This is a genomic window from Segatella bryantii (assembly GCF_022024215.1).
In the GTDB taxonomy this organism is placed as follows: Bacteria; Bacteroidota; Bacteroidia; order Bacteroidales; family Bacteroidaceae; genus Prevotella; species Prevotella bryantii.
This window is the reverse complement of sequence record NZ_CP091797.1, coordinates 745,373-766,650: the sequence shown is the minus strand read 5'-3', so window position 1 is coordinate 766,650 and position 21,278 is coordinate 745,373. Positions and strand designations below refer to the sequence as shown.

The following is a 21,278-nucleotide window of genomic DNA, read 5'->3' as shown; positions in this document are numbered from 1 at the left end:
AAATTAATAATAGGAATCATTAGTCTGTTGATGATAGGCAATGTTCAATATTTAAGCGCTTTTGAAATTCCTCATGTAGAGCAACCTACTTTTGCTAACTATGAGGTTAGTATTATTGACTTTGGCGCACAATGCGGGCCTGATCATGTTAATACCATGGCGATTAACCAAGCAATAAAAGCTGTAAGTCAGCATGGAGGTGGTAAAGTAATTATTCCAGCAGGTTATTGGATGACAGGTGCTATAGAAATGCAGAGTAATGTGAACCTTTATTTGGATTATAACGCATTTGTTTCTTTCACTACCAATATTTCAGATTATCGATTAGTAGATACCGATTTTGAGGGTAGTCCGTCAAAGCGTTGTATTGCTCCTATTTCAGGTACGCATCTTCAGAATATTGCTATTACGGGTCATGGTGTTTTTGATGGTTCCGGTGAACGTTGGCGTCCAGTAAAGCGTAGTAAACTGACAAGCGCGCAGTGGAAGAATTTTACCTCTCGTCCAGGTTCTGTCAATAAGAAAGGTGATGTTTGGGAGCCAGATAGCAATGCTGCTAATATTCGTCCGGTACTGCTTAATTTCACATCTTGTAAAAATGTGAAACTCGAAGGAGTAACCTTTAAGAATTCACCAGCGTGGTGTGTGCATCCTTTGTTATGCGAAAATGTGACGATTGATAATATTAAGGTAAATAATCCTTGGTATGCTCAGAATGGTGATGCCCTGGATGTTGAGTCTTGCAAAAATGTAGTGATTATCAATAGCCTTTTTGATGCAGGTGACGATGCTATCTGTATCAAGTCGGGCAAAAACGAGGCTGGTCGTCGCCGTGGTGTACCATGTGAGAATGTATATATCAAGAATAATACTGTACTTCATGGTCATGGTGGCTTTGTTATCGGAAGTGAAATGTCTGGTGGCGTAAAGAATATCTATATATCAGACTGTACTTTTATTGGTACAGATGTAGGTTTGCGATTCAAGAGTGCCCGTGGTCGTGGTGGTGTCGTAGAAAATATATATATCGACCGTATCAATATGAAGAATATTGTAAACGAGGCGATAACTATGAACCTATATTATTCTTCAAATGGTAAACCTGCAGAACGTACTGATGTAAATGAAGGTACACCTGTCTTTAGAAATATCGAAATGAAAAATCTGTTAGTAGAAGGCGCAGGTAAATCATTCTATCTCTATGGTCTGCCAGAAATGCCACTCGAAAATATTAGCATTCAAAATATGCGTGTTTCAAAGATTGCAGAAACGAGTAGTATTAACTATGCTAAAAATATCAAGATAGAAGGTTATCAGGCTAGTGATGCCAAGCATATTGTTGTATCCAATAGTTCTGCTGTAAAAATCAAGTAACACAGCAGTAACTATCAATACAAATTTAAGCTCTGTCGAGCAGAATAGTCATTCTATAATATAGCGATATCGGTTTTGCCTATAGCCGGTATCGCTACAATTCATAATGTTCTGTAGGTAGCTATCGCTAATTTCCATAACTTTGCAATCGTAAACTTAAATGAGTTATGGAAATTGTAGAGAATCTTTTCAAGGGCTTCCCTGAATTATGGGGTGGTGGTGTAGCCCACTCAGTGATGATACTGTCACTGGTCATTACGTTGGGTTTGTGTTTAGGTAAGTTAAAGGTAAAAGGCGTTTCTTTAGGACTAGCCTGGATTTTGTTTACAGGTCTGGTTTTCGGGCATTTTAGTCTTAATCTTGACGAACATTTGCTCCATTTTCTTAAAGAATTCGGTTTAATACTTTTTGTTTATTCAATCGGTTTGGAAGTAGGTCCTGGTTTTTTCTCCTCATTCAGACGAGGTGGTAAAGCACTAAATGGTCTTGTTGCTATTGTGATAGCGATAAGTTTAGTTACGGCCATCGCTATTTTCTATATCTCTGGTTCGCCAATTACAACTATTGCTGGTATTCTTTCAGGTGCAGTAACTAATACACCAGGTTTAGGAGCTGCTCAACAGGCCTATAGCGATTTGCGTCATATCGATGCACCGACGATTGCTAGTGGCTATGCTGTAACTTATCCTATGGGTGTACTTGGAGTTATTATCTCATTTATTATCCTTCGTTTTGTGCTACGCATTCGTCGTGAAGAAGAAGAGAAAGACGCAGAACGAGGCATGGGCCATCTTGAAGATATTACCCTGAATACATTTTCAATAGAAATATGTAATCCTGCTGTTGATGGTGCTACTGTAAAACATGTACACGATTTGCTGAAACGAGATTTTATGATTTCTCGTATTATGCGACAAAACCAGAATATCAAGCATGAAGTGGTTAATGGTCATACCGAACTGCATGTTGGTGATACCTTATTAATAGTAGCTCGTCCAGCCGACCAAGATCCTATCTGTGCATTGATGGGTAAAATATCAGATATCGATTGGAATGAACAGAATAGTGAATTGATTTCACGTCGTATCTTGATTACGCGTTCTTCTATAAATGGTAAAACAATAGGTCAGTTGAAAATACGCTCACAGTTTGGTGCCAATATTACCCGTGTTAATCGTTCAGGGGTAGACTTGGTTGCAACCTCACATCTCAAACTTCAGATGGGCGATCGTGTCACCGTAGTGGGCGACGAACTATCCATTAGTCATGTAGAAAACATGATGGGTAACTCTTTGAAGCGACTCAATGATCCTAATCTGATTCCTATTTTCCTTGGAATAGTCCTCGGTTGTTTCTTGGCAAATGTTCCATTCTTCATTCCTGGCATACCAGAGCGCTTACGTCTTGGATTGACAGGTGGTCCACTGATTATTGCAATTTTGATGGGCTATTTTGGTCCTAAATATAATCTTGTCACCTATAACACCATTAGTGCAAACTTAATGTTACGTCGTTTTGGACTTTGTATTTTCCTTGCAGGAGTGGGCTTAGGAACAGGTCATGATTTTGTACAGACTGTAGTATCAGAGAGTGGACTTATCTGGATACTATATGGTTTGGCTATTACAATGATACCTATTTTACTTGGCGGCATCATAGGCCGTTATGTTTTTCATATTAATTATTTCACACTGATGGGCGTACTCGCAGGTGCCAATACTAATCCTCCTGCTTTAGCTTATGCCAATGAGATGACACCTAGCGATACGCCTTCAGTGGGATATAGTACGGTATATCCATTTGCAATGTTCTTACGCATTGTCACTATTCAGATATTAATCTTTGTTTTTGGATAACATTATAAAATAGATTCATTATAGACCTTATGAAATCAACTCTTATTACAACGCCTGATGCATGTTTGCTGCATCGTAAGTTAGATTTATTATTGCGCACAGGTAGTCTGCTCATGGATTCTTCAGCAGATACAGCTCGTATTATGCGTAATTTAAATCGTACGATGAAATATTTGGATTTAGATGATAATCATCTTCACATGAACATCGATTATAGCATATTGATGGTCAACTATTCAGATGAGACACATTCTTTTACAAAGTTCCGTCGTTGTGATACCCATAAAATCGATATGACTGTCATTACAGCTGTAAGTCATTTAACTTGGGAGGCTATACGTAATAATTATTCTTTGGATGAGTACGAGAAAAAACTAGATGAGATAGAACATGGTCCACGTTATTATACACCGTGGCAGATAGCTGTAGCAGCAGGTTTTGCCTGTGGAGGATTCTGTGTACAGTTTGGTTGTGACTGGCCTGCATTTTTTTATGCATCAATAGCAGCTATATTGGGCTTTCGTCTTCGTATGTTCTTAGGTGCTAAGCACATGAATGCCTATATCTGTATAGGTATATCTGCTTTTGTTGCCACGATTCTGGCTTGGCTATCCTCTTACATTTCGTTATCGCCAACTTTGCAGCGTGTCGTTCCGGCATTTATGCATTCTGATACCCCTTGGCATCCTTTGATGGCATGTACATTGTTTATCGTACCTGGAGTACCTTTGATAAATTTTGTCAGTGATATGCTCTGTGGACATATTCAGACGGGTTTTGTAAGAGCGCTTAATACCTTACTTATCGTTATCGCTATGGCTTTTGGTATCGGTTTTGCCATTCAGATATTTGGTATTAATAACTTTGTTACTAATTTGTCGATGACCCCTCATCATACTTACGTAGAGTTTGCTATTGCAGCAGCAATTTCCGCTATGGGTTTCTCCACGATTTTCAATACGCCTTATAAGATGTTGCCAATCGTAGCCATGGGTGGAATTATCGCGGTTTGTACACGTAATTTTGTAAATCTTGGTCCAAGTAATGGTAATTTTGGTCTTGATCAGGGCTTAATTATGGGTTCTTTGGCTGGTAGTGTACTTGTAAGTTTAATTATTGTGTTCATATCACATCGTGTACATATTCCTCATCAGTGTATTTCCATTCCTAGTGTTATACCTATGGTACCAGGAGTGCTTATGTATCGTGCATTGTTTGCTTTTATAGAGATGAAGGGTGTAGTTGGTGAAGTTACTAACGGTATGCATAACCTCATGATGGCAAGTATGGCCATTCTGGTGATAGCGATAGGTACATCCCTACCAAATATCTTTAAGCATCATTTACTAGAGAGTAAACGAAAGATAAGATATTACGATTTATTGCTAGAACGTAGAAAAGAAAATCAAAATCATGTGGGGTAGGCAATAAAATTGTATCTTTGCAGCGTTATATTTAGGATAATATGGAAATAAGACAACTCAAATATTTTTTAAAGGTAGCCGAAACGCTTAACTTCTCAGAAGCGAGTCGGCGCCTATTTATCACTCAGAGTACTCTTTCACAGCAAATTAGTCATTTGGAAGCTGAGATTGAACTTCCGCTTTTCGAGCGTAGTGGGCGAGGGGTATTCCTTACGGAAGCAGGAAAAGAACTTATTCCTTATGCACTTAAGGCAGTGTCTGCTACCGAGTCGTGTATGGATCATATTAATGATCTTAAGAAAATGCTTACGGGTGAACTCAATATCGGTGTAACTTATTCATTTCGTACGATTATGATGGATACGATGATTGACTTCTTGAAGGCTTATCCAGGAGTTAAACTGAATATTATATATCGTTCGATGGAGGAGTTGATGTTGATGCTGAAGAGCAGACAACTTGATTTTGTTCTTGCTTTCAGTCCGCTAAAATTTGATTCTGAAATAGATAGTAGAGTTATTTTTAGTAATCGAGTGGCTGCAGTTGTTAAAGATGGACATCCACTTTCTCAGCAGCAGAGTGCACGATTGGAAGATTTGGAACGATACGATCTTGTACTTCCTGCTAGAGGACTGCAGGCTCGTAATGCATTTGATAAGCTGGTAGATCGGAAAGACTTGCATCTTCGAGTGAAGGTTGAGGTTAATAATGTAGATATTATTTTCAAACTATTGCATCGAAGTAATTATGTGGCAGTGTTGTCAGAATCTACGGTATTACATGAAGATGGGTGTGTTTCTATTCCTATTGATGTTCCTGATAATCGCATGGAGGGATGTATTCATGTGCTTAAAGATGCTTATATAAAGAATTCTGCTCAGGAGTTTATTAGGATGTTATGTCAGTCCACTTCTATTCTTATGAATTTTGCATTGAAGGATATTTTATAAAAAAAGAAAACAAGCAGGCTATCACAGCTTGCTTGTTTTCTTTTTTCCTAAATGTGTAAAGTGCATAGTCAGCTATTGATTACGAGAGGCTGACATACGACTTTCATAGAATACATGTACATACCATTGATATGAGTTTATACTAATATTATATTCCTCTAAAAAAGGACACGACATCCCGTCGTATCCTTTCTGTAACATCTTTTATCATAGGATGTTATGATCTATTTATATGTACAAAGGTACATGATTTATAGTATATGTGCAATGACTTTCTATGGGTTATATAGATTGTGGTTATCGGTAAATTCGATATGCTACTGATTCAATAAAGATTTTCGGTTTTATATACAAGGGGTTTCAGATATAATACTTATCTTTGCCATGATATAATGTTCAGCATGTTGATTATTATAAATCTCGATTAACTTTAAAAATGGGGTGTCCTTCTTTGCAAGGTCACCCTTTTTAAAATGTTATTTTAGAGAGATAATAAAAAAAGGATGTATACGCCATGAAGTGTATACATCCTTTTAATGATATGATTTATATCTTGTTTCTTATTTATCAAAGTTATCTTCGATATTGTTATCGCTATTATAATTTGCAGTGTTATTATTATAGCCACCATTGTTATAGCTATTATAACCGCCAATGTGGTTATTAGAATTGTATCCACCACGGTTGGTGTTGTAGCCGCCACCACGGTTGGCACCATAACCACCACCTCGAGAATTATATCCACCACGATTGGTATTATATCCACCATTGCGATTAGCGTTATAGCTGCCACCACGATTGGCACCATAGCCGCCACCTCGAGAATTATATCCACCACGGTTGGTATTGCCATAAGATGGGCGACGGTTATTATTATATGATGGACGAGAAGGTCTTCTGCTTTGCTGTTCATTCTGTTTTTCATCTTCAGCTTCGCTATTTTCGTCATCATCATTTTTTATTTCGAAGAGCCAACCTTTAGCAGGAGAAAAACGTTCTCCTGGATCTACATGATATTTCTGTTTACCCATCTGAAAGAGTTTTAAATCCTCTTCCCAGCTATTTTCGGTTATTGCTTCTTTTTCTATTGTAATGTAATAGATGAGTGACTTTTGTTCTCCTTCTTCTGCCCATGGTGCACGATTAGGATTGAGTACGATTATTCGTGCTCTACCATCTTTTAAATAACGAGTACAAATTAAGTCAGCATTTTCTGAATCACGGGGAATTACGAGATATGCGTATTTTCTATATGCCATTTTTGAGATCCTTCCTTACTTTCAGATTTTAGTTGTTTTGATTTTTAAAATCGTTCTAGTTGTTTTATTGTTATCTTGTTTATATTCTTTTTATATCTTAGCAATTTATTGTCTTTATTTCGCATTTCACTTCTCTATTTTAAATTATACAAAGAGTATTCAGAGATGTTACATAATGCATGATAGTCTTTGCCGATATTTGTGGATACAAAAATATAAAAAAAAACTAGAGTTTGCAAATATTTATCTTAACTTTGAGCTAAAAAATATTAATTTTGTTAGATTGTAAGGGGTTGCTTGTAAATTTATTAATAAAAATAGGGTTCAGTGGTTAATAAACTGAACCCTATCGTCATGATTGTAATATAAATGTATATTGATTATGAATAATTTTTTTGGAGTTAGATGTCTAATTCTTGCAAAACAATCTTTCCTTCTTGAAGTGATTTCTTGACATTTATGATACGCTGGTTGCTTGATCCTCTAAATACAAGGTCTTCGTCTCTCAATGCCTTGACGAAAGGACCGTCGACAAGTACATCGACTAATTCAAGTAGTTTCCGTTGCCTCTTGTCTTTTATTAAGTGCTCATAGGTGAATCCACTGAAGCACCAAATGGTTTTGTTGGTTTCTTTTCGTATCGCTTCAGCCAATTCGGCAAAACCCTCAGGCTGGAACATAGGGTCACCTCCAGAGAAAGTAACATTAGCATAAGGGTCAGCCTTAATAATTTTCATGATGTCCTCTGTAGACATTTCATGTCCGGCAGTGATATCCCATGACTGTGGATTGTGACATCCCGAACAGGCATTAGGACATCCCGCACAGTAGATGGTGGTTCGAAAACCTGGTCCATCTACCATCGTATCTTCTATGATGTCAAGTACCGAAATCATTAATCTTGTTTACCAATATGAGTTACGCGATCATTTAATTCGGCTAATTTGGCTCCATTCCAACGGTCGGTTGTACCTACCAGATAGCCTGTGATACGCTGAAGTTTATCGATATGTTTGCTTCCACACTTTGGGCAAACCTCCATGTTAGCGTCTGCATTCTCGTAGCCACAATCCATACATCTGTTACGATTATGATTTACACTACCATAGCCCATGTTCAGTTTGTCCATCATGTCTACCACACTCATAATAACTTGTGGGTTGTGTGTTGCATCACCATCTATCTCTACATAGAAGATGTGTCCGCCACGAGTTAAGTTATGGTAAGGCGCTTCTACTTCAGCTTTATGACGTGCAGAGCACTTGTAGTATACTGGTACGTGATTTGAGTTCGTATAATATTCACGATCGGTAACACCTTCTATTATACCATACTGCTTACGATCATACTTGGTAAATCTTCCGCTCAAACCTTCTGCTGGTGTAGCGAGGATACTATAATTATGTTGATATTTCTCAGAGTAGTCGTTAGCTCTGTCGCGCATATAAGTAACAATCTTCAAGCCCAACTCTTGTGCTTTTTCGCTTTCGCCATGATGAACACCGATAAGTGCTTTCAGACATTCAGCTAATCCGATGAAGCCGATACCCAGGGTTCCTTGATTAATGACACTCTCTATAGTATCATTAGGGCCTAGATTCTCACATCCGTTCCATAATTTAGTCATCAAAAGAGGGAACTGTTTTGCGTAAGCTGTCTTTTGGAATTGGAAACGCTCATCAAGCTGTTTCGCAGTTACATCGAGCAAATGATCGAGTTTTGCAAAGAAGCAATCGATACGTTCCTGCTCATTTTTTATGCTCATACACTCGATAGCGAGGCGAACGATATTAATGGTAGAGAAACTTAAGTTACCGCGACCAACAGAAGTCTTTTCGCCGAAACGATTTTCAAATACGCGTGTACGACATCCCATGGTAGCAACTTCCCACTTATAGCGCTCTGGATCGTTAGCATTCCATTTTTCATTCTGATTGTATGTTGCGTCGAGATTTAGGAAATTTGGGAAAAATCTACGTGCAGTTACTTTGCATGCGAATTTATATAAGTCGTAGTTACGATCTTCGGGTAAGAAGTTTACACCTCTCTTCTTTTTCCAAATTTGAATAGGGAAGATTGCGGTCTCGCCATTACCAACTCCTTCATAGGTAGACTGAAGCAATTCGCGCATGATGCAACGACCTTCAGCCGAAGTATCCGTACCATAATTAATAGAAGAGAATACAACCTGATTACCACCACGAGAGTGAATGGTATTCATATTATGTATAAATGCTTCCATAGACTGATGAACGCGATTCACCGTTTTATTAATGGCATGCTGTTTCAAGCGATCATCACCCTCAAGACCATCGAGATCTTGAATGAGATAGTCATCGATAGGAGCATCCAGGAGGTGCTTTAAGTCTTGGCCTGTTAGTTTTTCTAGATTTACGATTTCTTCCTGATAACTAGAACGTACATAAGGTGCAAGATAGAAGTCAAAAGCAGGTATAGCCTGACCTCCGTGCATTTCGTTCTGACAGGTTTCAAGTGAGATACATGCTAAAACAGCAGCAGTCTCAATGCGCTTAGCTGGACGAGAACTACCATGACCCGCAACAAAGCCATTTTTGAGAATATTATCAAGTGGATGCTGTACGCATGTGAGTGACTTCGTAGGATAGTAATCTTTGTCGTGAATGTGCAAATAGTTTTTCTTTACGGCATCACGAACATCTTCAGACAATAAAAAGTCGTCTACGAAGGGTTTAGTGCTTTCAGACGCGAATTTCATCATCATGCCGGCAGGGGTGTCGGCATTCATATTAGCGTTTTCTCTGGTAACATCGTTTTTCTGGATATTTACGATTTCCATGAAAACATCACGTGTTTTTGCTTTTCTGGCAATTGATCTCTGGTTGCGATAGGCGATGTACTTCTGAGCTACGTCCTTGCGCGCACTTTTCATCAGTTCAACTTCAACCGCGTCTTGGATAGCTTCGACAGACATCTGAGATTTACCCTTTGTAGCAATATGGTCTGTAATCTTTTGGATTAAAACATCGTCTTCACCCTTATCAGTAACAAGCATAGCTTTGCGGATAGCTGACTTGATTTTGACATCGTTAAATCCCACGATGCGACCATCTCTTTTTACTACTGTCTGTATCATTATTAATTAGAAATTTAAGTTGTAAATAGCATTTGAAAATCTATTTGCAAAAGTAACTAATATTTCAATAGGGTGTACCTTTTGGATAACTTTTTTAGTGTTAAAATATGTCAAGTGTCTGATTATCAGGCATCTACAAAATAAAGTGGAAAACTTTTTGTTTATTTTTACAAAATGTGTTTTCCAAAAATGTTTTTTTTGATGTTTCACGCAGCATTAAAATTTTGGGCATAGTTTGTAAAGCGCAACAGCTATGTAAGATAAGTGTTTGACTTTAAGCACTTAACTCGTTTGGATTAAATAAATAGTGATTTCAATGTTTCACAGAAAGCCTTATTTTTCTTCTTGTGAAATTGTTCTATATTCTGTTGGTGACATACCATATCGCTCTTTGAAAAGACGTGTAAAAGTACCTCTGCTTCTGTATCCACAGAGTTCTGCAATCATTGAAATATTATATTTATCTTCAGATAATAGTTGGGCAGCATAACGTAGTCGATAATTATCAATAAATTCTTTTGTACTCTTTCCGCTACACTGTTTTATAGCATCATCGATATAGCAGTGATTGGTGCCGATAAGTTTGGCTAATTTTGTACGATTGAGCTCTGTTTCAGAGAAGATTTTGTCTTCTTCCATGAGTTCACATAATTTGCGATATATGTTTTCAGAAGGTGATAAAATAGCTTTAGATTGGCATAAAACTTCTTTTTCTTCTAGTTTTTCAACCCTTTCTTCTATTTTTATTTTCTTAAAAAGTTTTCTATTTTTGTCCTTCAAAATTTTATGATAGCATATAGTTATTCGAGACAAAATAAAGAGAAGTATCAGCAGAATACTGATAATGATTATTGTAGTTTGTTGTGAGTGTAATATTGATTTTTGTTTATCTATCGTAAATTGTCTTTCGTTATTTTGTTCCCGTATCAGTAATGCTTGTGTTTGAGCATTTTTATCTATAAGACTGTCGTTGATCAGTAATATATGTTCATATAGTTGTATAGCTTCTTTATATCTTCCGGTGTTGGCCAAAGAGTATGCTTTGTTTCTTAATAAATGAGTATAGTTGATGCTGATGGTATCTTTTTTGCTATATTCAGGTAAGATTGCTGCAATCATCTTCAGCGCTTTTTCCGGTTGATTAGATTCTGTATAATAATCTATAATGTTTTTTTTGACTTGTGAGGCTTTGGCATAAGCTGTATTTTCAATCAACCTATATATATAGGTGTCATCAGATATGTCTACTGGTTCATTTATACAGCTTGTCATAACTATGAAGTTTATTGCCATAAAGGCTAAAGCAATTATTTTCTTTTCCATTATTATTCGCTTGATTACAAGTGCCGCAAATATACATATTTTTGATGAAACATAGTCTATGTAACAGGTAAATTGATAGAATCATATTTTATTTTGTCTAAATAGTATAATAAAAAAGATGCATCAGATATTATTCTGGTGCATCTTCTAATTCTTAATCATATTGATAAATATTAAAATTCTAACAATCAAGGTCTTTTTCTTTCGCTTTAGTTGAAGTTTCATCTTATATAATTTATCATTCGCTTATGACAATGCTTTATTTTTTACTGTTGCAAAAATAGTAAATATGAATGTTTTTTGTTTCTCAAAAAGTATTTATTAGTAATAATTTGTATTTTTAGAGCAAAATTAAATCCTTTAAATACCATGAAAGCTTGATATCCACCATTCATTCCACTTTCGAATATTCTTTAGGAGATACTCCAAATTCCTTTTTGAAGCATTTAGAGAAATATTTTGGTGTATTGAATCCTACCATGAGCGCCAAGTCAACAACATGAATTCGTGGTTGTTGAGTTAGAATTTCTGACGCTTTCAGCATACGTATATGTGTGATATATTCCACAATGCTTTTTCCGGTGAGGGCTTTAATTCGATTGTATAGGGTACTGGAACTGATGTTAAGATCCTCTGCTAATTGCTCTCTACCATATTCTGCATCTTCGATATGGTCATGAATAAGTCGATTAACATGGTTGATGAAGATTTGGTCGGGATTACTAATATGCTTATTGGTATGTAGGTTGAGTTTGAAGTCCTCTGTTTCTTGAATGAGTCGTTGTATATTTTTACGATTATCCAGCAGATTAGCTATTCTCATTTTCAGTTCCTCCATGCTGAATGGTTTGTTCATGAAATCATCAGCGCCAGCTTCCAATCCCTTATTTTTATCTTCTGTGGTGGTTTTTGCTGTCAATAAGACAACCGGTATGAGCTGATAATCATGATTTGTTTTGATTAGTCTTGTTAGTTCCAGACCGTCCATGATAGGCATCATGATGTCTGAAATGACCAAGTCAAGACTCTCTTTTTGTATGATATTCCATGCCTGACTGCCATTTTTGGCTGTTATGATGTGATATAGGTTGCCGAGTATTTTTTGCATGAGTTGCAATAATTCCAGATTATCCTCGACTATCAGGATAGTATAATTTGTCTTTCTTTTAGGTTTGGGTGGTATGACGATTGCCATTTTTTCAGTTTGTTTTTTTTCGTCTCCGTTATGGTTGATGCATCCTTCTTTTTTAGCGACGATACCGGTTTGATCGATTTCATCTGCAGTATAATCACTTTTACGGATGGGGAGTGTTACTCGAAATATGGTACCTACGTTTTGCTTACTTTCATAGGTAATCGTGCCATGATGCAGTCTTACCAGTTGGTTCGTGATGGCTAATCCGAGACCTGTTCCCTCAGTTTTTACTTTGCGATAATCACCATCGAGAAATCTGCTATATAGATTTTTTTGTTTGTTTTTTGCTATTCCTATACCTTGATCTTCTACTTCCAGTATAATGTTAGCAGCTTGTAACTTGAGTCTTACTTTTACTTCTCCTCCAGGTCGATTGTATTTGAAGGCATTTGAAAGCAGATTATATATAATTTTATCTAGTTTGTCAGGGTCAAACCAGGCGAGTGTGTAGCTATTGGGTATTTGTGTTTTTAATATATTATTTCTGTCTACTCCCATCGGACCAATGTTTTCGCATTCTTGACGAACGAAGGCTGCAATATCCCCTTTACTTACCTGAAGCCTTAATTTACCAGCTTGACTTTTTCTCATTTCTAGTATCTGTCTGAATAGTCTACTTAATCGTTTTACATTATTCTGAATAATAGCATAGTCGTCATCTAGTTGTGGCACTTTGTCTTTCATTTGGTCTATTGCCGCAGAGATTACAGTTAGAGGGGTTAGCAGTTCGTGGGTAATGTTGGTAAGAAAGGCATTCATGTTAGCTTTATTACGATCCTGAATACGTCTTTGATACATTTTTTGTATGATATATATGATTCCTAATAGAAGGAGCAGATATATAGCTTTTGCACCTGTCGAAGCATACCATGCCGGTAATACGTTCACTTTCAGTTCATAGCCCATATCATGCCATATACCCGTATTATCCATAGCTCTTACATGTAGTTTGTAGTTACCTGAAGGTAGGTTTTGGAATATTGCTCGGTGTTTGTTGTTGGTCAGATATTGCCAGTGTTCATCATATCCTTCCAGTTTGTAGGCATATTTATTGTGCTCTACGTCGGTATAGTTGAGCAAAGAGAAGTTGAAACTTATTTTTCTGATTGTTGAAGGGATAGTTATTTCTCGACAGTATTGTGCTGTTAGAGTTGTTATTTCTTCTCGTTTAGTCGAGTCTAACTCTTCGAGCGATGCGTCATCTATCAATATATCTGATAGGATAAGATGAGCTTGTTGCTCTGGGGTTCGATCTATTTTTTCTGGAGTAAGTGAGAGTATCGTGTTATGCTGCCCCCAAAATAGTTCATTTTGATATTTGTAGGTGCTGCCGGCAGGAAAAAAAGTCTCGCCTATACCATCTGCTTCTGTATACGTCGTTACGATAGGAGAGGCGTTATGGCTGAAATCCAGTTTAACCAGACCGTAGTTGGTCGTTAGCCAAATATGATGTTTGTTGTCTTCGTTAATGGCATATATACATTCTCCATCGATGTGATATTTACGATTGAGTGATATAAACCGATCTTGTTCTGCCTGATAGAGAAAGAGTCCACTACTTGCTGATATGGCCCATAACCTGTGGTAACTATCTTCAAAACAGGCCGTTGCGTCGTTAATGGCGAAATTCCCATTTTGTTGGCAGTATTGATGAAATTGCAGTTGATTACCTTTCTGTTTGTTTTTTCTGATGCGTATAATACCTTCATTGTCTGTAGATACCCACATGTCGCCATGATGGTCTTCTATGATGTTTCTTACATCTACGAAACTGAAATCTTTTCCTTTTTCCTGAATTTTCAGAATGGTACCTTTGCCGTTTGGATAAACGATGCTTAATGCAGAGCGCTGGCCTATCCACATCGTGTGATCGCGACTTTGGTATAGTGTATTCACAAAGTTGTCAGCAATATATGGGGTAGTGGGAGCACTCAACACTCGAGCAGGTTTGTTGTCATATCTGATAATTACACCAAAACTGCCGTTGGCCAACCAAATTTCGCCATTATCTCGTTTGATAATAGATGATATTTTAGTACTTAACACGTTTTGAGGTACATTTTCTAAACCTGTTATATCTTGATTATATAGAGTGGTATTGGTTTGCCGATTATATAATGCCAAACCGTAAGGATTTAGTCCTAGCCACATGGTGTTACCGTCGGCTGTGTAGATACAGTTGATAGCATTGATTAAAAAAGGAGCGCGATTGAGATCGATTTGTGCACGACTGAATGGAGTGGGATTCGTGTTTACCGGTATGATGCCATAATTCATGGTGCCCACCCATATATTATGGTTTTGATCGGTGAGCAGGCAGTAGCAGAAATCCAGTCGGGTATGACCGAGCGAAGTATATTTTTGCCATTTTTCCTGAGGTTTATTCATATCAAGCAGTGCGATGCCCTCTCGGCTACAAGCCCATATCATATTTTGTTTTGTATCCTCTAGTATATGATAATAAGTATCAAAATCATGAGTCTTATAGGGATAGCTTATGATATCAGGTTGTTGTATTCGTTCAGGGTGATTTAGTCTTTGCATACCTTCTCCCCAACTGCCCACCCATAATCGCTTTTTGTGGTCGAAGACTAAGGAATAGACCGAATTTTTGTTATTGATAGGTGGATAGGCATAGAAAATATTTGAATTTGGTTTCATGCGATACAGGCCATTGCTCCAGGTTCCCAAATAGAGTACACCATCGTTGTCTTCTGTAAATGTCTTCACGCTACCTATAAATTGGCGTATCTTTTTACCTGATGGCGTAATGACCCAGGAATTTTGTGTTGTGTAATTATGAAAACTGTCATTTTGGGCATCGTAATAAGTTACACCATTATCTGTACCTATCCACAAGCGTCCCTTGCGGTCTATATATAAGGTATAAATCACACGCTGATTTTCTTTCGGTAAGAAATAGGTTTTAAATTTTCCTGTTTTTTTATCCATTCTCACTAGACCACCACGAGTACCTATCCACAGATGATCATTATGGTCTTCTTCTATACACAGTATATTATTATTAGGTAGAATTTTGGGTGTAAAGGCATTACTGACATATGATTTTACGGTATAACCATCATACGATTTCAGACCAACATTAGTACCCATCCACATCATACCTTGTTGATCCATAAAGAGGCAGTGAAGTTCTTCTGAGGGCATTGTTCTCAGTATGGGCATTAGACGATAAGGAAAAGATTCTGCCATAACAATCATGGTAATAAAGAGTAGCAGAATGATGGATATGTATTTTTTCATGTATTGAGTAAAAATGAAGTTTTGAGTGCAAATTTAGATTAAATTTTTAAGAAATTATCAAAATATTCACGAATTGTTCCCTATAATTCACGAATTGTTCCCTGTTTTTTAAGAAAATAAGACCATTTTTGCGATACAAACCTAATTTATACAATAATCTAAATATCTATTGTTATGAGAAGTAGTAACCAATATTTCCACACAAGAAAGTTTGTCTTTCTGATGGCGATGATTGCAGGACTTCCTTCACTGCCACTTACGACTAAGGCAGCTGAAACGGTTCAGTTGACGAATCAGGCCGAAAAAATATCCGGCCAAGTGTTAGACCAAAATGGAGATCCTGTTATCGGTGCGACTATTAAAGTTAAAGGAACCACTACTGGTACAGTGACTGATTTAGATGGTAACTTTACCATTAATGCTCATTCAGGTAGTACGCTCGAAGTTTCTTACATTGGTTATAAGACGATGCAGGTTAAAGCTGCTAATCATGCGGTTATTAAAATGCAAGAAGATAGTAAAAATCTGAATGAGGTGGTCGTTGTCGGTTATGGTACGATGCGTAAAAAGGATCTCACCGGTTCTGTTGTTCAGATTGATCCTAATAAGATAGCCGATCAAAATCCGGGAAGTGTACAGGATATTCTTCGTGGCACTCCAGGTCTTCAGATAGGTTTCGATTCTTCTGCTAAGGGTGCAGGGGCTTCTATCCAGTTACGTGGTCAGAATTCTCTTTATACAGATGGCTCTCACAACTCACCATTGATTATTCTCGATGGTATGCAGTTTAATGGTGAACTTTCTGAAATTAATCCTGATGACATCGCTCAGATTGATGTTTTAAAAGATGCTTCTTCAGCAGCTATTTATGGTGCTAAAGCTGCTAGTGGTGTATTGATTATTACGACAAAGAAGGGTAAAGTAGGTAAACCGGTTATTAATGTCAGCATGAATCTTGCTGCAAATACCAAGGCTCATTACCGTAAGGTATTTAGTGCTAGCGATTATATGAGATATCGTGAGGACTGGTTTAAAGCTCAGACGTATGGTTATGACGAAAATGGCAACTGGGGGTATTATGGTAAGGATAGTGGTGTACCTGCTGGTTATTATGATAATGTAAATAATATCAGTCAGTATGGTCTGACAGAGGAACAATGGGCTACTATGGGTGCTAAGACGCTGCAGAGTGGTGAATCTATCCAGTCGCTTTATGCTCGCAGAATGGGTCTTGACGCTGATGCCGCTCTTGTTATGCAAAATTATCTTGCTGGTAAGAGTTATAATTGGGAGGATGCAACTTTCCGTACAGGTTTTAATCAAGACTATGATGCTAGTGTTTCTGGCGCTTCCGATCGGGTAAATTATTATCTCAGTTTCGGATATCTGAAGAATCAGGGTGCTATTCAAGGTGATAACTATAGTGCTTATCGTGCCAATATGAAGATCTCTGCAGATATTACGAATTGGTTGCAGATTGGTGCAAATGTTAATTTCCAGGATCGTACGGATACTTCTTCACCAGTTCCGCTGGGTACTAATTATTGGGATAATAACCAGTTGAGAGAGTCTCCTTATGCTCAGCGTTATAATGAGGATGGTACAGAGAATCAGTATCCTCGTAGTGGTAATCCTACCAATGGAGGTTACAATTATCATTTTGATCAACAGTTTATCAAGCTTAATAAGGGTTATACGACATTAAATACCATTTTCAATGCAAAGGTAACTCTGCCGTTCGGGTTCACATACCAATTTAATATTGCTCCACGCCTGCAGTGGTTCTATGACCGCTATCACATGTCTGCAGAGCTGCCAAACAGTGACCCTGCAACACGAGGAGTAAACCGTAATTCATCTAAGACATACGATTACAGCCTCAATAATACTTTGACATGGGATAGAGTATTCAATAAAGATCATCATGTTACGGTGACTTTGGTACAAGAGGCTGAGGAAAATAAGTACTGGAGCGATAATATTTCAGCTCGTAATATTACTCCTACTGATGTCTTGGGCTATCATTATATCTCTGGTGCCAACAAGGCACAAAGTAGTTTTTCTACGAATGATACCCATTCTACTGCAGCAGCTTATTTAGGGCGATTGTTCTATGGTTATAAAGATCGGTATATGTTTACGGGTACTGTCCGTCGAGACGGTTATTCGGCTTTCGGTCAGAACAATCCATGGGCTACATTCTGGTCGATGGGTGGTAGCTGGGTCTTCTCTGAAGAAGATTTTGTCAAGAAGAGTATGCCATGGTTAGATTATGGTAAGCTGAGAGTATCTTATGGTACTAATGGTAACCGTTCTCTCTCTAATACTTATCTGGCACTTTCAGACTTGGCTAATGGTGGTCTTTATGCTTATTATAAATATGGATCTACTTCGCAAGAAGTTATTAATGCTTTGAGTATTAGTCGTCTGGGTAATCCTAACTTGGAGTGGGAAAAGACTTCTTCATGGAATATTGGACTCGACTTTTCTGTGCTCGATCAGCGACTTACGGGTAGTATCGATTGGTACACGAAACGTACTCATGATATGATTATGGGTCAGCGTCTGCCTAACTTCACCGGTTTTAGCAGTATTACTACTAACTTGGGTGAGGTTACCAATAGTGGTATTGAACTCACCCTCAATTCTCGTAATATCGATACTGAGAATTTTAAATGGAATACCTCGGTAGGCTTCTCTTACAATAAAAACAAGATTAAGCATCTGTATTACGAGTATGACGAAGAGGGTAAGGAAATAGATGATACCAGCAATGGTTGGTTTATCGGTAAGCCTATTGGAGAAATTTGGTATTGGAAAACTGATGGTATCTGGCAAGTTAATGAAGCGGAAGAGGCAGCCAAGGTAAATCAGAAGCCTGGAGACCCAAAGGTTGTTAATAGCTATACTGAAGACGATAAAATCAATGCTGATGGCACCCGTACACCGGTTTATAATGATAACGACCGTGAATATCTAGGTACCACCCAACCTCCTGTATACTGGAATATGCGCAATGATTTCACCTTCTTCAAAGACTTTACCTTCTCTTTCTCTATGTATTCTTATATGGGGCATAAGAGTTTGTCTGGTGAATGGCTGAATAATGATAACTCCGGTTCTATGTTTACAAATACTTGTAATGTATACGATAAGGAATACTGGACTCCTGACAATCCAACCAATGATTATGCTCGATTGAATGCCGTTGGCCCTTCTGGCGTAACTGGAATCCAGAAGCTATATAACCGGTCATTTGTACGTCTTGACAATATCACTTTTGGCTACACACTGCCTAAGGCATTGACCATGAAATGGGGTATACAGCGTGTACACGTAAGTGCTGGTATCAACAATGTCTTTACTATCAGCAGTTGGAAGTATGGTGATCCTGAAACAGGCGGATTTTCTAATCGTCAGTTCCAGTTCGGTCTTAATGTAACATTATAAAAAGGAGCAAAAACATGAAAATCAATTCAAAAAATATATTCCGCACAAGTGCTGTGTTAGCCTTTGCAGGAACCATGGTGGGCTGTACGAGTGACTTCCTAAAACAGGACCCATTGTCATTTTATGAACCAAGTACTACCTACACTACAGAAGCCGGACTTCAGTCAGCGTTGGCTCAATGCGACAAACAGTTGAAAACATATCGTATCGATGGTAACTGGAATAATGTAGGTATCTTTACTAACTATCTCATGTCTGATGTTGGTATGTATGCCAAGACCGATATGGGTGGCGGTTTCCAAGATAACTTTGATGCCAAACTTACGCCAACCTCTGGTATGGCTTCTGGTGGTGATGCTAATTATATGCAGCGTTTTTGGGATCAGGGATATAGTATGGTGAAGTATGCCAACTCTATTTTGAGCTATGTAGATCAGGTAGATGGGCTTTCTAATGAACTGCGTGACGCTTATAAGGGACGTGCTTATTTCCATCGTGCGTATGCTTATTATAATCTCTGTCTTCAGTTTGGTGATATCCCTTTGGTAACCAAGTTGATCGCTTCGCCTAAGCGTAACTATCGTTCTACCAGTAAGGAAGCTGTTTTTCAGATGTTAGTACACGATTTGGAATTTGCTGTTGCGCATGTTCCTTCTCAGAGTAAGATGAGCTATGTAGGTCAGGTGAATCAAGAAGCTTGTATGCAGTTGCTTATCAAGTGCTATCTTGTTACAGGTGAATATGCTAAAGCCGAGCAGACTGCTACCGATCTGATTAATAATCATGGTTTAAAACTGATGACTGAGAGCTTTGGTACCTGGCAACCTTCTGGTAACGAGAATACCTGGAAGGTGGAACGCAATGTTGTATGGGATTTACATCGTACCCCTAATATTGCTGACCCAGCCAACAAGGAAACCATCATGATGATTGTCAATTCTAATGATGAAGACTTCACTACCTATAATGTGATGCGTGCTTGTTTTGCACACTGGAGTAATAGTGTTATCCGTGATCCTCATGGTATGGCTACTCCTGGTAATAACATCGCCCGCAACAATAGCAATTATAATGATACACTCGACTGGGTGCGTGCTGCTGGTCGTGGTATTGCCGTTAATCGTACCTCTTTTTATTATAATAAGACCATTTGGAGCTATGATGGCGAGACAGATTGGCAAGATCTTCGTCATAATCGTAAGGTTGGTAACTGGATGGAGATGGAAGATTTCAAATATAACAATCCGAAGTCTGAGTGCTATGGTCAGCATTATCAGCTTTATGCCGATAAAGACTATGCTGATGGCAATGGTAAAGTGCTTGTACATAAGGGTGATTTGCTCTGTTCTGATACTATTCGTAGCTGGTATCCTACACCTTTATATCAGTTGTATATCTTAGATACTCCTAACGAGAATAATATGGGAGCTAATCAGTTCCAGGGTGCTTCTGGTAAGGGTGCCAATGGTGATATGTATCTTTTCCGTCTGGCAGAAACCTATCTGCTCCGTGCTGAGGCTCGTCTCTATCAGAAGAATCCTGCAGGGGCAGCAGAAGATGTTAATGCTATCCGTAAGCGTGCTAATGCTAAAAAGATGTATACTACTGTAAATATTGGTGATATCATGGCTGAACGTGCTCGTGAACTTTATCTCGAAGAGTTCCGTCAGGCTGAAATGGTTCGTGTATCATGGTGTTTGGCTAAGAGTGGTATTGCTGATGAATGGGGTAACACTTACGATCTTAATACTTGGGATAAGCAGGAAGGTACTGATCTCTCGGGTGGTAGCTATTGGTATCGTCGTTGTACTACTTATAATGTGTTTAATCACGATTATGGTAAAGGTCAGCAAGGTAACCAAACTTTTGAATATAAGATTAACAAGCATAATCTGTTCTGGCCTATTCCTAATTCTGCTATTACAGCGAATAACCAAGGTCAACTTCGACAGAATTATGGCTATGATGGTTACAGCGATGCTATCCCAATGTGGACTAATTGGGAAGATGCTGTGGCAGACGAGCAGTAGATCTTTAGTTCATAACATATAGATATGTCCTCCGTCAT

11 protein-coding genes are annotated in these 21,278 nt (G+C 38.0%); 6 read left to right on the top strand and 5 right to left on the bottom strand.

From position 1 onward, the window contains the following. Positions 1-30 precede the first annotated feature (30 nt). The 4 genes from L6471_RS02950 (at position 31) to L6471_RS02935 (ending at position 5,604) form a co-directional block, all read left to right on the top strand. Positions 31-1,374, top strand: a complete 1,344-nt coding sequence (locus tag L6471_RS02950; RefSeq protein WP_036858271.1) for a glycoside hydrolase family 28 protein — start codon at positions 31-33, stop codon at positions 1,372-1,374. A 167-nt stretch (positions 1,375-1,541) separates the two neighbouring features. Next, complete coding sequence (locus tag L6471_RS02945) at positions 1,542-3,230, top strand: putative transporter (RefSeq protein WP_237796793.1); 1,689 nt, start codon at positions 1,542-1,544, stop codon at positions 3,228-3,230. A gap of 29 nt (positions 3,231-3,259) precedes the next feature. Continuing rightward, positions 3,260-4,654, top strand: coding sequence for a threonine/serine exporter family protein (locus tag L6471_RS02940; RefSeq protein WP_027454009.1), 1,395 nt, complete (start codon positions 3,260-3,262; stop codon positions 4,652-4,654). 41 nt (positions 4,655-4,695) lie between these two features. Then, on the top strand, positions 4,696-5,604 hold the full coding sequence (locus L6471_RS02935) for a LysR family transcriptional regulator (protein WP_027454010.1): 909 nt from the start codon (positions 4,696-4,698) through the stop codon (positions 5,602-5,604). 560 nt (positions 5,605-6,164) lie between these two features. On the opposite strand, the gene L6471_RS14110 is transcribed toward L6471_RS02935, so the two are convergent. From L6471_RS14110 to L6471_RS02910, 5 genes are all read right to left on the bottom strand, one after another. Then, complete coding sequence (locus tag L6471_RS14110; RefSeq protein ID WP_006281168.1) at positions 6,165-6,863, bottom strand: hypothetical protein; 699 nt, start codon at positions 6,861-6,863, stop codon at positions 6,165-6,167. 401 nt (positions 6,864-7,264) lie between these two features. After that, complete coding sequence (gene nrdG / locus L6471_RS02925) at positions 7,265-7,759, bottom strand: anaerobic ribonucleoside-triphosphate reductase activating protein (protein WP_006281169.1); 495 nt, start codon at positions 7,757-7,759, stop codon at positions 7,265-7,267. Then, positions 7,759-9,978, bottom strand: coding sequence for an anaerobic ribonucleoside triphosphate reductase (locus L6471_RS02920; protein ID WP_027454011.1), 2,220 nt, complete (start codon positions 9,976-9,978; stop codon positions 7,759-7,761). The genes nrdG and L6471_RS02920 overlap by 1 nt, the downstream gene beginning before the upstream one ends. Positions 9,979-10,311: 333 nt before the next feature. Beyond that, positions 10,312-11,301 (bottom strand): helix-turn-helix domain-containing protein, encoded by a 990-nt coding sequence (locus L6471_RS02915; RefSeq protein WP_027454012.1) that lies wholly within the window; start codon positions 11,299-11,301, stop codon positions 10,312-10,314. Between the two features lie 391 nt (positions 11,302-11,692). Then, positions 11,693-15,760 (bottom strand): hybrid sensor histidine kinase/response regulator transcription factor, encoded by a 4,068-nt coding sequence (locus L6471_RS02910; RefSeq protein WP_094448409.1) that lies wholly within the window; start codon positions 15,758-15,760, stop codon positions 11,693-11,695. A 174-nt stretch (positions 15,761-15,934) separates the two neighbouring features. On the opposite strand from L6471_RS02910, the gene L6471_RS02905 reads away from it, so the two are divergent. Together L6471_RS02905 and L6471_RS02900 are read left to right on the top strand one after the other, a co-directional pair. Next, positions 15,935-19,210: a SusC/RagA family TonB-linked outer membrane protein gene (locus L6471_RS02905; protein WP_094448410.1), complete on the top strand. Its 3,276-nt coding sequence runs from the start codon at positions 15,935-15,937 to the stop codon at positions 19,208-19,210. 14 nt (positions 19,211-19,224) lie between these two features. Further along, a complete protein-coding gene (locus tag L6471_RS02900; RefSeq protein ID WP_094448411.1) occupies positions 19,225-21,240 on the top strand; it encodes a RagB/SusD family nutrient uptake outer membrane protein in 2,016 nt (671 codons plus the stop codon). The last annotated feature ends 38 nt before the right edge of the window (positions 21,241-21,278 follow it).